This window comes from Clostridium sp. Marseille-Q7071 (assembly GCF_965112025.1).
Genome location: NZ_CBCOPR010000001.1, coordinates 587,445 through 603,320, shown reverse-complemented (window position 1 = coordinate 603,320; position 15,876 = coordinate 587,445). Strand labels below are relative to the sequence as shown.

Below are 15,876 nucleotides of genomic sequence, written 5' to 3'. Positions count from 1 at the left end.
TCCCTCCATATATAGCTATTCAGTTTTATTTTCTTCTTGGTTTTTTAATCTATTTCTTTGTTCAAGATAAATCATTAAAACTGAAATATCTGCTGGTGATACTCCTGAAATTCTTGACGCTTGCCCTATATTTACAGGTCTTATTTTATTTAACTTTTGCATTGCTTCAATTCTAAGACCTTTGACTTCATCATAGTTTATATCTTCAGGTAAAAATTTATTTTCAAATTTTTTAAATTGAGCTATTTGTTCAAGTTGCTTTTCAATATAACCCTCATATTTTGAAATTATATTTACCTGCTCTGTAACCGCATAGGAAAGCTTAGGTCTTTCAGGGTCTAATTCTACAACTATATAATAATCAAGTTCTGAACGCTTAATTAACTCATAAAAACTTATAGGCTTTTTAAGTGGAGCTGACCCTTTAGTATCTAGAAACTCTAGTACTTCTTTTTTATTAGTAATTTGAAGATTTTTTAATCTTCTAACCTCATTTTCAATTTGTTCTTTCTTTGTTATGAACTTATTATACCTATCGTCTGTTACGAGCCCTACTTTATATCCCATCTCTGTAAGTCTTAAATCTGCATTATCTTGTCTTAGTAAAAGTCTATACTCTGAACGTGAAGTCATCATTCTATATGGTTCATTAGTACCCTTTGTAATTAAATCATCTATTAATACGCCTATATATGCATCTGAACGTTTTAATATTAATGGCTCTTCTCCTTTTATCTTCAATACAGCATTGATACCAGCTATAATACCTTGACCTGCTGCCTCTTCATATCCTGAACTTCCATTAACTTGACCTGCTGAGAAAAATCCATCTAAATGTTTAAATTCTAATGAGAGCTTTAACTGAGTAGGATCTATACAATCATATTCTATAGCATAAGCTGTTCTCATCATTTCAACATCTTCAAGACCTGGAATAGTCTTAAGCATTTCTATTTGTACATCCTCTGGTAATGAACTACTCATACCTTGAACGTACATCTCTTCGGTACCTTCTCCTTCAGGCTCAATAAAAATTTGATGTCTCTCTTTATCTTGAAATCTCATAACTTTATCTTCAATTGATGGACAATATCTAGGTCCTGTACTATGGATTGAACCATTATATAATGGAGATCTATGTATATTTTTCATTATTACTTCATGAGTTTTGTTATTTGTATATGTCAAATAGCAATCTACTTGTTCTCTTTCTATATTTTCGCTCATGAAAGAAAAAGGTACAACCTTTTCATCTCCTTTTTGTTCCTCCATCTTAGAAAAATCTACTGAACGTCTATTTATTCTAGCAGGAGTTCCTGTCTTAAATCTCCTTAAAGAAATGCCTAAATCTAATAGGCATTGAGAAAGATGATTTGATGGATAAAGACCACTAGGCCCTTCATTATAACTTATATCACCTACAATTACAGTAGATTTTAGATAGGTTCCTGTGGTCAAAATTAATGCCTTACAAGTAAAATACGCTCCAAATTTTGTTAAGACACCTTTAACCTTGTTATTTTCTACATCTATACTTATAACTTCAAGTTGCTTTAAATATAAATTTTCCTGTTTTTCTACAACATTTTTCATTCTTTCAGAATATCTTTTTTTATCCGCTTGAGCTCTTAAAGAATGGACTGCTGGACCTTTAGAGGTATTCAACATTCTTGATTGAATATAAGTATGATCTATATTTACACCCATTTCTCCGCCTAATGCATCAATTTCTCTAACTAAGTGCCCTTTAGCTGTACCGCCAATATTAGGATTACATGGCATAAAAGCAACGCTTTCTAAATTCATAGTACACATTAAAGTCTTACATCCCATTCTGGCTGTAGCAAGTGCTGCTTCACAGCCTGCATGCCCAGCTCCAATTACTATAACATCAAAATCTCCAGCCAAATATTTCATAAAGTCACCTACTTTCCTAAACAAAATTCTGAAAATATCTTATCAATTATGTTTTCCTCTAAAGTATTTCCTGTTATTTGACCTAAAATTGTCCACGCATTTCTAATATCTATAGACGCCAGATCAATTGCAAATGTATTTTTAAGTGCATCAACAGCACTCTCAATATTTTCTTTAGCTCTAAATAGTGCTTCCTTATGTCTAGTATTAGTTATTATTATATCATTAGTAGCTATTTCACCTTTAAAGAAAAGTTCTTTTATACACTCTTTTATCTTTTCAATATTTTCTCCAGTTTTTATGGAAACATTAAATATATAATCAGAATTTAAACCTATTAAATCATCTTTATTTATTTTACCATCTAAATCAATTTTATTTAATAGTACAATGTATTTTTTATCTTTTATATATTCTATAATCTCCTTATCTTCTTCCTCTATAGCTCTACTATTATCTAATATTAATACTATAAGGTCTGCTTCATTTATTTTTTCTTTAGATTTTTCAACACCTATTTTTTCCACTAAATCTTCTGTTTCTCTTATTCCAGCTGTATCAATTATTTTAATAGGTACTCCACTAATATTTATATATTCCTCTATAACATCTCTGGTAGTTCCTGGTACATCCGTAACTATTGCCCTATTCTCCTTTGTTAGTGCATTTAATAATGAGGATTTACCCACATTAGGCTTTCCTACTATTACCGTATTTAAGCCTTCTCGCAAAATTTTTCCTTCATCAGCTGTGTCTAAAAGATTATTTATAGTTAATAATACTTCATTCAATTTTAAAACTGCCATATCTGCAGTAACTTCTTCTAAATCATCTTCAGGATAATCTACAGTAGCCTCTATGTGGGCAATTGTAGATAAGAGGTCATTTCTTAATACTTCTATTTCCTTGGAAATTCCACCCTCACTTTGCATAAGAGCAGATTTCATACTAAGTTCAGTTTTAGCATTTATAATATCTACTATAGCTTCTGCTTGACTTAAATCTATCCTTCCATTTAAAAATGCCCTTTTAGAAAATTCACCTGGTTCAGCCATTCTAGCTCCAGCTTTTAAAACTTCCTGCATAACCCTGTTAGTAGCAATTACACCACCATGACAATTTATTTCTACAACATCTTCTGCTGTAAAACTCCTAGGTCCTTTCATATAACTTACAATAACTTCATCTATATGATTTTTATCCTTATCAACAATGTGACCATATCTCATAGTATAAGATTTTATATCATCTAATTCTCTCTTATTTTTCCCTTCAAAAATAGAACTAACTATTTTAAGAGACTTATCACCTGAAACCCTAATTATAGATACTCCGCCTTCTCCAACAGTAGTGGCAACAGCAGCTATTGTATCAAACTCTTTCATCTGTTCTATACCTCCTTTGATTTAAATCTATCCTTAATACATACGTAATATTATCAAACTACTATTTCTTATTTTATCCCAAAATACAAATAAAATAAAAACATTATACTATTTTACTATATTATAAAAAGCACGACAAAGTCATGCTCTAATTACAAATTAAAAGTTAGACAATGAATATTTCTAAATTGATTGTATGATATTATTAATAGCCATCCTGTTGTAATGCTAAACTCTAAAATTTTAAATATGTAAATCTTCTATTAATTTTTATTTAGAGATTAATTAAATATTTTTCTGTAATTTAATATTTTATTATAAAATATATTATATAAACTTCTCTAATTTATTGAATATCCATTAATCTTATTTTTCCTATAGAACTAAAAAGAAAGCCCTTAGGCTTTCTTTAACTCAATTACTACTCTTCTTTTAGGCTCTTCACCCTCACTATAAGTCTTTACATTTGGGTCATTTTGAAGAGCTGAATGTATTACTCTTCTTTCATATGGGTTCATAGGCTCAAGCTTTAACGTTTTTCCACTTAATTTAACTTTACTAGCCATTTTTCCAGCAAGTCTTTTTAAAGTTTCTTGTCTGTTATATCTGTAATTTTCAGTATCTAGTATAACCCTTTTATATTCTTCATCATGGTCTTTATTTATAACTAAGCTAACTAAATATTGAAGAGAGTCTAGAGTTTCTCCCCTATAACCTATTAAAATTCCCATATTAGGTCCAATTAAGTTAATTTTAATCTCATCATTTTCTTCTTTTACTCTAATTTCAGCTTTCATATTCATTGACTCTAAAACTTCTCTTAAAAAGTTTTTAGCTTCATAAATACGATCTCTCTTAATAGTTACTCTAACTTTTGCAGGTTTAACTCCTATTATATTTAAAAAACCTTTGCTTCCTTCTTCTAATATTTCTACTGTTACTTTATCCTCTGTTAACTTTAGTTCTTGTAGTGCATTTTTAATAGCATCATCTGTGGTTTTCCCCGTCATCTCAATACATTTCATTCCCTATGACACCGCCTTTCTAAATTTAATAGGCATATATATTAACTATTTTCTAGTTATAAACATATTACACAACATTTTTCTTAGGCTTTAATGCTAAAGTTTGTGCTAACTGAAGTAAGTTATTTACTACCCAATATAAAACTAAGGCTGCCTGAAAATTCAAACTCATAAATCCAAAAAAAATCGCCATACCAATATTCATTGAAGAAGTTTTCTTTGCCGCTTCACTATTTCCTGCTGGCTGCATAGCCTTAGATGATAGATATGTAGTTATAGTTGATAATATAGGCAATATATAATATGGGTCTGGTTTACTTAAAGCTGGAACCCATAAGAATGAAGCCCCTTGATAATCTAATGTACTAAATACATAGAATAACGCAATTAATATAGGGAATTGAATAAGTAATGGTAAGCATCCTCCCATTGGGTTTACCCCTTCTTCTTTATAAAGCTTCATAACTTCTTGTTGAGCTCTTTGTGGATCATTTTTGTATTTGTCCTGTATTTCTTTAGCCTTTGGTTGTATCTCAGTCATCTTTACTGAGGACTTAGTTTGTTTAATACTAAGTGGAAGTAAAAATAATTTAACTACAATAGTAAATAATATAATAGTTAAACCAACAGATATATTTTTATCAGTTATACCTGCCGAAATTATATCATATAGAAAATAAAAGAATTTTCCTAAAATTCCTGCTAACCATTCTTTCAAAATAGAACCCTCCTAATTTATAGTGTAGTTATTATTTAACTGGGTCATATCCACCCTCATGAAAAGGATGGCATCGTAATATTCTCTTTATCGCCATATATCCACCTCTTAAAGCACCATATTTTTCTATAGCCTCTATAGCATACTGAGAACAAGTAGGCGTATATATACAACAAGGCCTTTTTAAAGGAGATATGTATTTTCTATAAAAATTAATTAGATTTATTAATATTTTTTTCAACATTGTATAAACCACTTTTTCTGAACAAATCTTTTATAGCGTTTTCTATATCTTTATAATTTTTATCTTTTGAAGCAGCTCTAGCGACAAAAACAAAATCATAACCCTGCTTTAAATTATCTTTATTCAATCTGTAACTTTCACTTATAAGTCTCTTAACTCTACTTCTAATCACACTCTTACCTACTTTTTTACTAACCGAAATTCCTATCCTATTAATATTATTGTTTTTGTAGTTTTTAAAAACATATAATACTAGTACTGAGTTCGAGTAAGACTTTCCTCTTCTATATACTAACCTAAATTCAGGATTCTTTCGTATTCTATCTAACTTCATTATCAACTGCTCCTTTTTTCCTGCAATTGCAGAAAAAGGCCACATTAGCGGCCCTTATGCTGTCAATCTTTTTCTTCCTTTAAGTCTTCTTCTTTGTAAAACATTTCTTCCAGACTTAGTTTTCATTCTTTTTCTGAATCCATGTTCTTTTTTTCTTTGTCTTTTTTTAGGTTGGTATGTCATGAACATGTGCGTACACCCCCTTCTTTCGATTAAATAATTTATAGCAATTATAGTATCACTATTTTATGGTTTTACTATTAGATTATATATTTACAACCTCCTAATGTCAAGATGACTATAATCACAAAAAATCCGAGTTTCTTCTACTTTATTGTTGATATTTTTCAATTATATAATTTACTTTTTGTGGATAACTTCTTGAATACAATATTAGATTTTGATATCATGTAATAAGACCTGTTAATAACTTCTGAATACTTAAAGTTATACACAGCCTGTTGATAACTTTGTGCATAACTTGTTTCTTTTTTATAAAATAGTGGTATTTACTATTATATTTTTGACTTTTTATCTTATTTTATACAATTTTACTTGTTGTGAATAGTTATTTTACTAACACTGTTAATAACTTTTCATATTTTTTATTTTTATAATAAGTTATTAACATGTGAATAATTTTATCTAAAATTGTCAACAACTTTAAATAATAATATTCATCTGTTAATAAAGTTGTTCATTTTTTGTGAGTTATATGTGAAAATTAATTTTTCTATTAATATATTATAAAAATAAATTCATTAGACTGGAGGATAGGAATAGGAGATGAACACCCAAGTGAAAGAATTATGGGAAAAAACCTTAAACACTCTCAAAGGGGAACTTACGGAAGTTAGCTTTAATACTTGGATAAAGAGTATTGAACCTATATCGCTAGAAAATAGCAATTTAAGATTAGGTGTTCCTAATAATTTCACAAAGGATATATTAGAAAATAGATATAAGGATTTAATTATAAATTCTGTTAAATCTGTTTCTAACAGAACATATAATATCGATTTTTTTATTATATCCGAAGAAGCAATGGAAAAAGAAGCTTCTAGAAAACAAGAAGAGCAAAAACCTACATTAGTAGTAAATGATGAAATGTCAGCTATATTAAATCCTAAGTACACTTTTGATTCTTTCGTTATCGGAAATAGCAATAGATTTGCTCATGCAGCTTCACTAGCGGTTGCGGAATCTCCTGCGAAAGCATACAATCCATTATTTATATATGGAGGAGTTGGACTTGGTAAAACTCACTTAATGCACGCTATTGGCCATTACATACAAAATGTAAATTCAAAATCTAAAGTCGTATATGTATCCTCTGAAAAATTTACTAATGAACTTATAAATTCTATTAAAGATGATAAAAACGTAGAATTTAGAAATAAATATAGAAATGTAGATGTGCTTTTAATTGACGATATTCAATTTATAGCTGGGAAAGAGCGTACGCAGGAAGAATTCTTCCATACTTTTAATGCGCTTTATGAAGCAGATAAACAAATTATATTATCCAGTGATAGACCGCCGAAGGAAATCCCTACGCTAGAGGACAGATTGCGTTCAAGATTTGAATGGGGACTTATTGCAGATATACAAGCACCAGATTTTGAAACAAGAATTGCTATTTTAAAGAAAAAAGCTGATGTAGAAAATTTGAACATCCCTAATGAAGTAATGGTATATATTGCAACTCAAATAAAGTCAAATATTAGAGAGCTTGAAGGAGCACTTATAAGAATAGTAGCTTACTCTTCATTAACTAATAGGGAAATAAACGTAGATTTAGCAGCAGAAGCTTTAAAGGATATAATTTCTAGCAGAAATACTAGGCAAATTACAATAGAACTAATTCAAGATATAGTTTCAAGTTATTATAATTTAAAAATAGAAGATTTTAAATCTTCTAGAAGAACTAGAAATGTTGCTTTTCCAAGACAAATAGCTATGTATCTCTCTAGAAAGCTTACTGATACATCTCTTCCTAAAATAGGAGAAGAGTTTGGTGGTAGGGATCACACCACTGTTATCCACGCTTATGAGAAAATATCTCAAAGCTTAAAAAAGGATGAAAACCTACAAAATACAGTAACTGAGCTAACTAAAAAGATTAATCAAAAATAATTAACATCTGTTATTAATAAAATTAATTAACTATGTGGATAAAAAATATAATATAATAAAATTGTTAATATTGTGGATAAATATATTTTTTTCAATGAATTTATCCACAATTATTTTTATCTTATTTTTGAGCTGTTTTATAGGTTCATAGGGGTTATCCACATACTCACAGCCCCTACTACTATTACTACTAACTTTTTAATATTATCTAAGCTATTCTATACACAACGTAAGTTGTTAATAAGGAGGTACTAAATAATGAAATTTATAACTGAAAAAAATCTGCTTCAAGAAGCAATATCAAATGTACAAAAAGCTATAACTGGAAAATCCACAATGCAAATATTACAAGGAATATACATTAGTGCGTATAAAAATACATTAACACTTATTGGTTCAGATATAGATGTTTGTATAGAAACAAAAATAAATGTCGAAGTTATAGAAGAGGGTTCTATAGTTATTGATTCTAGACTTTTTGGAGAAATAATAAGAAAGCTTCCAAATGCAGAAATTGAAATTACTTCTATAGATGACAATACTATAGAGATAAATTGTCAAAAGTCTTGTGTTAATTTAATACATATGAATGCTACTGATTATCCATTGTTGCCATCTATAGATGAGGATATAATTTTTACCATACCTCAAAAGACTCTTAAAAATATGATAAAAGGTACTATTTTTGCTGCAGCTCAAGATGAAACACGACCAATATTAACAGGAGTTTTGTTTGAGCTTAAAGAAAATAAGCTGAACTTAGTAGCTCTTGATGGTTTTAGAGTTGCCTTTAGAAGTGAAAATATAGACTATGATTATAATAAAGAAGCTGTGATACCAGGAAAAACATTAAATGAGGTATCAAAAATACTAGAAGATAATGAAGAACCGGTAAAAATAACCTTTACCCCAAACCATATTTTATTTAATTTTGGAAATACTAAAGTTATATCAAGACTTTTAGAAGGGGAATTTATAAAATATAGTTCAATAATTCCTCAAGAATATAAATTAAGAGTTACTGTTAAGAAAGATGAAATTTTAAGTTGTATAGAAAGAGCTTCCCTAATGGCTAAAGATGGAAATACAAATTTAGTAAAATTAGATATTCAAGAAGACACCTTAATAGTGACCTCTAATTCTCAATTGGGAAAAGCAAGAGAAGAAGTTTCTATTTTATTGCAAGGAGAAACTTTAAAAACTGCATTTAACTCAAAATATCTTATTGATATATTTAAAAACATGGATGAAGAGGAAGTTGTAATGGAATTATCTAGTGCAGTAAGTCCATGTATTATAAAAAACAAGGATAAAGATAATTGCACATATTTATTGCTTCCAGTTAGAGTTAAATATTAATTAAGGTAAGGTGCGAAATGGTAGAAGTTAAAATAAATACTGAATTCATAAAACTTGATTCATTTTTAAAATTTACTGGTGCCTGTTCACTAGGATCAGAGGCTAAATTCTTCATACAAAATGGAGAAGTTAAAGTCAATGAGAAAGTAGAGGTTCAAAGAGGAAAGAAACTTTATAAGGGATATATAATTGAGTTTCAAGGTGAACAATATAAAGTAGTTTAGCTAACATATATGCACCGAAAAAATCCGGTGCATATTTTTAAATTTTAGCTGTTTAAAGTAAAATTTACACTATTAGCTTATAGTATGTTATAATTTAAGATGGGTGTTTATATGTACGTAAAAAGTTTACTCTTAAAAAATTTTAGAAATTATGATGAACTAAATTTAGATTTTGCAAATGGTACGAATGTATTTATAGGAGATAATGCACAAGGTAAAACCAACGTTTTAGAAGCCCTTTATTATGCAAGTATAGGTAAGTCTCATAGAACAAACAGAGATAAAGAGCTTATAAGATGGAATGAAAATGAGGCTTACATAAAGGTTGATATCGGAAAAATTAGACTTGATAAAAAGATTGAAATAAAAATCTTTAAAGAGGGTAAAAAAGGAATTAATGTTAATTCTATAAAAATTAACAAATTATCAGAACTTATGGGTATACTAAATATAGTTATGTTTTCTCCAGAAGATTTAAACATAATAAAAGATTCACCATCTTATAGACGAAAATTTATGGACATAGAGCTTTGTAAGCTTGATGGAAAATATTATTATAACTTATTAGCTTATAAAAAGATTCTTAATGAGCGAAATTCAGTTCTTAAAAAATTTAGCAGTAATACGGACATATTAGATATATACGATTATAAGCTTAGTGAGTATGGAGAATACATAGTAAAAAAAAGATTACAGTATATTGAAAAATTAAATATAAAAGGTAAAATTATACATAAAGAAATAACTTTAGATAAAGAAATAATAGAGTTTAAATATTTAATGCAATTAAAAGGTAATGATATAAAGAGTGAACTTTATGATTCATTGACCAAAAATAGAAAAAAAGATTTTGAAAGAAAAACCACCTCTGTAGGCCCTCATAGAGACGATTTTTTAGTTTTAATAAATGATATGGATGTTAAGACCTATGGCTCACAAGGTCAACAAAGAACTTCTGTACTTTCCATTAAGTTTGCATCACTTCACATAATTAAAGAGTTAACAGGAGAGTATCCGCTTTTATTATTAGACGACGTGTTATCAGAGTTAGATACTAAAAGGCAGGAATACATTTTAAACTCTATAAGTGATGTGCAAACTTTAATTACATGTACAGGAATAAGTAATATTGAGAAACATTTGAATAAAACTAATAATGTAAAAATATTTAAGGTCTCAAGTGGAAAAATAACAAAGCTGTAGCATGTTAAGGAGGATAACCATGTTTCTACATTTAGGAGAAAATGTAGTGGTTCCTGTAAAAGACGTAATAGCAATTTTCGATATGGAAGCCACTATGTATAGTTCGGATACAATTCAATTTATAAGGATGGCAGAGGAAGACGGATTTGTAGAGCGAATAACCAAAGAAAAACCTAAATCTTTTGTTATAGCTGAAGTTAATAAGAAAAGTAAGGTTTATTTATCTCCTATTTCTTCAGCCACCTTATGTAAAAGAACAGACATTGTATATTGTGAGCTTTAATTAGTTAGGAGGATATACATGAATAATAATCAAAACTATGATGAAAATCAGATACAAGTGTTAGAAGGACTTGAAGCTGTTAGAAAAAGACCTGGTATGTACATTGGTAGCACAAGTGCTAGAGGACTTCATCATCTAGTATACGAAATAGTTGATAACAGTATTGATGAAGCAACTGTAGGGGCTTGTAGTAATATAAATGTTACGATTCACAATGATAATTCAATTACTGTAATCGATGATGGTAGAGGTATGCCTGTAGGTCTACATCCTAAGTTAAAGATACCAACAGTTGAAGTTATAATGACAGTGCTTCATGCTGGAGGTAAGTTTGGTGGTGGCGGATACAAAGCATCTGGAGGATTACATGGAGTTGGAGCTTCTGTAGTTAACGCTCTATCAGAAATATGTGAGGTTGAAGTTAAAAGAGATGGACATATTTGGAGACAAAGCTTTTCAAGAGGGAAAGTTGTAACTCCACTTGAAAAAATTGGTGATACTGAAGAACATGGAACAAAAACTTATTTTAAACCTGATGAAGAAATTTTTGATGAAGTAGATTTTGATTATGAAACTTTATCTCAAAGATTAAGAGAATTAGCATTTTTAAATAAAGGTATAAGAATAACTTTAAATGATGAAAGAGAAGATAAGAGCCATGAATTTCACTATGAAGGTGGAATTAAATCCTTTGTTGAGTACTTAAATAGAAATAAAGGAAAAGTACACAATGAGCCTATCTATGTAGAAGGTAATAAGGATGAATGTATAGTTGAAATAGCACTTCAATATAACGATACCTACAATGAGAACTTATTCTCTTTCGCCAACAATATAGATACTATTGAAGGAGGAACTCACTTAGTAGGTTTTAAAGCTGCGTTAACAAGAGTTTTAAATGATTATGCTAAAAGGTTCGGATTCTTAAAGGAGAATGACAAAAATTTAGGTGGAGAAGATGTAAGAGAAGGACTTACAGCAGTTATATCTGTTAAGGTAATAGATCCTCAATTTGAAGGTCAAACAAAAACTAAACTAGGTAATAGTGAAATTAGAGGTGTGGTTGAAGCCATAGTTTCTGAGGCTATAAGCAATTTCCTAGAAGAAAATCCTGCTGTAGGAAAAAGTATTATAGATAAAGGGTTAAATGCTGCAAGAGCAAGAGAAGCAGCAAAAAAAGCAAGAGAGCTTACAAGAAGAAAGACTGCACTTGAAAGTACTTCATTACCTGGTAAGCTTGCAGATTGTTCTTCAAAGGATCCAGCAGAATGTGAAATATATATAGTCGAGGGAGATTCTGCCGGTGGTTCAGCTAAACAAGGAAGAGATAGAGGATTTCAAGCTATTTTACCTTTAAGAGGAAAGATAATAAATATAGAAAAGCAACGTCTTGACAGAGTTCTTAATTCTCAGGAAATAAGAAATATGGTTACTGCTTTTGGAGCAGGAATAGCTAAAGATTTTGACGTTTCTAAATTAAGATATCATAAAATCATAATAATGACAGATGCTGACGTTGATGGAGCTCATATAAGAACATTGCTTCTTACATTCTTTTATAGATATATGAGAGAGTTAGTAGAACAAGGACACGTTTATATAGCTCAGCCACCTTTATATAAAGTTAAAAAGGGTAAAAATGAGTACTACACTTATAGTGATAAAGAATTAGAAGAAGTTCTAAATCAAGTAGGTGGAAAAGACAGCAACACAGATATTCAAAGATATAAAGGTCTTGGAGAGATGAATCCAGAACAGCTTTGGGATACAACTATGAATCCTGAAAAAAGAACATTATTAAAAGTTACAGTAGAAGATGCTATGGCTGCAGATGAAATCTTCACTATTCTTATGGGAGATAAGGTAGAACCTCGTAGGGAATTTATACAAGAAAACGCTAAGAAGGTTAGCAATTTAGATATATAGTATTTTACAAAAATAAGGTGAGGTGAAACATATGAATAGGGAAGAAAATATATTACCCATAGATATAAGACACGAGATGAAAAATTCCTATATTAGTTATGCCATGAGTGTTATTGTTGGTCGTGCTCTTCCTGATGTAAGAGATGGATTAAAACCAGTACATAGAAGAATACTTTATTCTATGCATGAACTTGGTATAACACCAGAAAAAGGATATAGAAAATGTGCAAGAATTGTTGGAGATGTTTTAGGTAAATATCATCCACATGGTGATTCTTCTGTTTATGATGCTTTAGTTAGAATGGCACAGGACTTCTCTATTAGGTATACATTAGTTGATGGACATGGTAACTTTGGTTCTGTTGATGGTGATAGTGCAGCTGCAATGAGATATACAGAGGCAAAGATGAGTAAAATTACTCTTCAAATGCTTAGAGATATTAATAAAAATACCGTTGACTTTATTCCAAACTTTGATGGTGAAGAGCAAGAGCCATCTGTACTTCCATCAAGATTTCCTAATCTTTTAGTTAATGGTTCATCAGGTATAGCTGTTGGTATGGCAACTAATATACCTCCTCATAATTTAAAAGAGGTTATAGATGGAGTTATAATGGTAATAGACAATGAAGATGTTACTATTACTGAGCTTATGAGCAGTATAAAAGGACCTGATTTTCCTACAGCAGGTATAATTTTAGGAAGAGCTGGAATTAAAAGTGCTTATGAAACAGGTAGAGGAAAAGTAGTAGTTAGATCAAAATCAGAGATAGAGGAGCATAATGGACGTAATAGAATTATAGTTTCAGAGCTTCCTTATCAAGTAAATAAAGCAAACCTAATAGAGAATATAGCAGAATTAGTTAAGGACAAAAAAATAGATGGTATCTCAGACCTTAGAGATGAATCAGATAGAGAAGGTATGAGAATCGTTATAGAATTAAAAAGAGATGCTAATGCCAATATTGTTTTAAATAGACTTTATAAGCATACTAAGATGCAAGATACTTTTGGTATCATAATGATTGCTTTAGTAGATGGTGAGCCTCAAACATTAAATCTAAAACAAATTTTAGTTCATTATTTAAACCATCAAAAAATGGTGGTAAGAAGAAGAACTGAATTTGATTTAGATAAAGCTCAAGCTAGAGCTCATATCTTAGAAGGCTTAAAAATTGCATTAGATCACATAGATGAAGTAATTTCTTTAATTAGATCATCTAAAACTGGTCAAGAAGCTAAAGAAGGTCTTATGGCCAAATTTGGTCTTTCTGAGAAACAATCTCAAGCTATATTAGATATGAAACTTCAAAGGCTTACAGGATTAGAACGTGAAAAGATTGAAGAAGAATATAATGAGCTTATGAAAATAATACAGTACTTAAAATCTATACTTGAAAATGAAGAGATTCTTTTAGGGATAATAAAAGAAGAACTTATGGAAGTTAGGAATAAGTATGGAGATGAAAGAAGAACAGCTATTGAAAAAAATCCATATAGCATAGATGAAGAAGATCTAATAGCAGAAGAAGATGTTGTAATAACATTAACTCATGCAGGATATATTAAGAGACTTCCTATAGATACTTATAATGCTCAAAAAAGAGGTGGAAGAGGAATTCAAGGGGTTACTACAAAAGAGGATGATTTTGTAGAACATATCTTTATAACTCCAACTCATAATAACCTGATATTCTTCACTAATAAAGGTAAGGCTTATAAATTAAAGGCTTATGAAATACCAGAGGGTAGTAGAACTGCAAAAGGTACTAACCTTATAAATATACTTCCATTAGAAAATAATGAAACGATTCAAGCAGTTATATCATTAAAAACTTTTGAAGCAGACAATTATCTTGTGATGGGAACTAAAGAAGGGGTAGTAAAGAAAACCTCTCTTGATAAGTATGCATCTATAAGAAGAAATGGATTAATTGCTATAAACTTAAGAGAAGAAGATGAACTTATAGGTGCCACTATCACAACTGGAGATAGTGAAATAATATTTGTTACTAAACAGGGTTATTCTATAAGATTTAATGAAAAAGATGCTAGAGAAATGGGAAGAACAACTACAGGGGTTAAAGCAATAACTTTAAGAGAAGAAGATATTGCAGTTTCAATGGTAGTTGTTAAAGAAAATGAAGAGCTTTTAGTTATAAGTGAAAAAGGTTTTGGTAAGAGAACAGATATATCAGAGTACACATTGCAACGTAGAGGTGGAAAAGGTATAAAAACTTATAGGGTAACTGAAAAAACAGGTTATGTAGTAGGTGCAAGAATAGTTAAAGACGGAGATGAATTAATGTTAATTAATAGTGACGGTATAATAATAAGATTAAACGTTGCAGATATATCTACTACAAGCAGAAATACTATGGGTGTAACTCTTATGAAGACAGGTGAAGATGTAAATATTGTTGCTATGGCAAAAATAAATTATACTGATTCAAGTGATGAAGATATTTCTGGTGAAGAATCAGAAGAAAATGTAAATGAAGTAGAAGAAATGAATCAGAGTTTAGAGCAAACAGAGAATGAAGAATAATTAAAAGACTGAGGTTTTATGCCTTAGTCTTTTTTTATTAAAGCATATTAATAAATATCCTAAGAATATTTAAATAATTATTTTCAGATTTATAAGTAGCTAATTCATGAATCTTTTATAAAATAATTTATGCTATACCTTAAAATCAACGGATTGACAACTTTTATATGTAATAAAAAATATTGATAAAATCATATTATTAGCCTTAAATCCTTAATTATTTAAGTATACTTTTCCTGGTGTATCAATAAAAGAAATACAGCAAAATAAGAAGAATAAAGAAGAATAGTTAATATGGTTTGATTAAACAATGTATTTTAACTTTAACGGATCATTTTAATTTAGATATAATAATCCTTGTCCCTAAGAGCTGCAAAAACAAATCTTAGTGATGGGGTTTAGTTTTTATTAAAAACAGTTAAACAAATTTAAAAAAACTTTTAAAAAACTGTTGACAAGGAAAAACAAACCTGATAGAATAGTAAGAGTCGTCAGGTGATGACGGTAAAAATTACTAAATAATTTGGTCTTTGAAAATTAAACAGAGAAATAGGTAAAACCAGTTAATTCATTG

Annotated in this window: 14 protein-coding genes; 7 read left to right on the top strand and 7 right to left on the bottom strand. The window is 29.5% G+C overall.

The window, feature by feature from the left end; all coding sequences use genetic code 11:
- Positions 1–15 precede the first annotated feature (15 nt).
- The 7 genes from mnmG to rpmH form a co-directional block, all read right to left on the bottom strand.
- The gene (gene mnmG / locus ACWPW7_RS02775; RefSeq protein WP_454052264.1) at positions 16–1,917 is read right to left on the bottom strand and encodes a tRNA uridine-5-carboxymethylaminomethyl(34) synthesis enzyme MnmG; all 1,902 of its coding nucleotides are present in this window, start codon (positions 1,915–1,917) and stop codon (positions 16–18) included.
- A gap of 8 nt (positions 1,918–1,925) precedes the next feature.
- Positions 1,926–3,302 carry a tRNA uridine-5-carboxymethylaminomethyl(34) synthesis GTPase MnmE gene (mnmE, locus tag ACWPW7_RS02770; protein WP_454052263.1) on the bottom strand — a complete coding sequence of 459 codons (1,377 nt, stop codon included), beginning with the start codon at positions 3,300–3,302 and terminating at the stop codon, positions 1,926–1,928.
- A 398-nt stretch (positions 3,303–3,700) separates the two neighbouring features.
- The gene (jag, locus tag ACWPW7_RS02765) at positions 3,701–4,327 is read right to left on the bottom strand and encodes an RNA-binding cell elongation regulator Jag/EloR (RefSeq protein ID WP_454052262.1); all 627 of its coding nucleotides are present in this window, start codon (positions 4,325–4,327) and stop codon (positions 3,701–3,703) included.
- A gap of 67 nt (positions 4,328–4,394) precedes the next feature.
- Positions 4,395–5,045: a membrane protein insertase YidC gene (gene yidC / locus ACWPW7_RS02760; protein WP_454052261.1), complete on the bottom strand. Its 651-nt coding sequence runs from the start codon at positions 5,043–5,045 to the stop codon at positions 4,395–4,397.
- A gap of 31 nt (positions 5,046–5,076) precedes the next feature.
- A complete protein-coding gene (gene yidD, locus ACWPW7_RS02755; RefSeq protein WP_396153103.1) occupies positions 5,077–5,289 on the bottom strand; it encodes a membrane protein insertion efficiency factor YidD in 213 nt (70 codons plus the stop codon).
- Positions 5,258–5,623 carry a ribonuclease P protein component gene (gene rnpA, locus ACWPW7_RS02750; protein WP_291560322.1) on the bottom strand — a complete coding sequence of 122 codons (366 nt, stop codon included), beginning with the start codon at positions 5,621–5,623 and terminating at the stop codon, positions 5,258–5,260. Before rnpA ends, yidD begins: the two co-directional genes overlap by 32 nt.
- Positions 5,624–5,677: 54 nt before the next feature.
- Complete coding sequence (rpmH, locus tag ACWPW7_RS02745; RefSeq protein ID WP_039634440.1) at positions 5,678–5,812, bottom strand: 50S ribosomal protein L34; 135 nt, start codon at positions 5,810–5,812, stop codon at positions 5,678–5,680.
- A gap of 597 nt (positions 5,813–6,409) precedes the next feature.
- On the opposite strand from rpmH, the gene dnaA reads away from it, so the two are divergent.
- From dnaA to gyrA, 7 genes are all read left to right on the top strand, one after another.
- A complete protein-coding gene (gene dnaA / locus ACWPW7_RS02740) occupies positions 6,410–7,759 on the top strand; it encodes a chromosomal replication initiator protein DnaA (RefSeq protein WP_454052260.1) in 1,350 nt (449 codons plus the stop codon).
- Between the two features lie 258 nt (positions 7,760–8,017).
- Positions 8,018–9,118, top strand: coding sequence for a DNA polymerase III subunit beta (dnaN, locus tag ACWPW7_RS02735; RefSeq protein WP_454052259.1), 1,101 nt, complete (start codon positions 8,018–8,020; stop codon positions 9,116–9,118).
- A 17-nt stretch (positions 9,119–9,135) separates the two neighbouring features.
- A complete protein-coding gene (yaaA, locus tag ACWPW7_RS02730) occupies positions 9,136–9,342 on the top strand; it encodes a S4 domain-containing protein YaaA (RefSeq protein WP_454052258.1) in 207 nt (68 codons plus the stop codon).
- 111 nt (positions 9,343–9,453) lie between these two features.
- Complete coding sequence (recF, locus tag ACWPW7_RS02725) at positions 9,454–10,545, top strand: DNA replication/repair protein RecF (protein ID WP_291560331.1); 1,092 nt, start codon at positions 9,454–9,456, stop codon at positions 10,543–10,545.
- Positions 10,546–10,564: 19 nt separating this feature from the next.
- Positions 10,565–10,828: an extracellular matrix regulator RemB gene (gene remB / locus ACWPW7_RS02720; protein ID WP_039634431.1), complete on the top strand. Its 264-nt coding sequence runs from the start codon at positions 10,565–10,567 to the stop codon at positions 10,826–10,828.
- 18 nt (positions 10,829–10,846) lie between these two features.
- The gene (gene gyrB / locus ACWPW7_RS02715; protein WP_454052257.1) at positions 10,847–12,754 is read left to right on the top strand and encodes a DNA topoisomerase (ATP-hydrolyzing) subunit B; all 1,908 of its coding nucleotides are present in this window, start codon (positions 10,847–10,849) and stop codon (positions 12,752–12,754) included.
- 31 nt (positions 12,755–12,785) lie between these two features.
- Positions 12,786–15,302 carry a DNA gyrase subunit A gene (gene gyrA / locus ACWPW7_RS02710; RefSeq protein WP_454052256.1) on the top strand — a complete coding sequence of 839 codons (2,517 nt, stop codon included), beginning with the start codon at positions 12,786–12,788 and terminating at the stop codon, positions 15,300–15,302.
- The last annotated feature ends 574 nt before the right edge of the window (positions 15,303–15,876 follow it).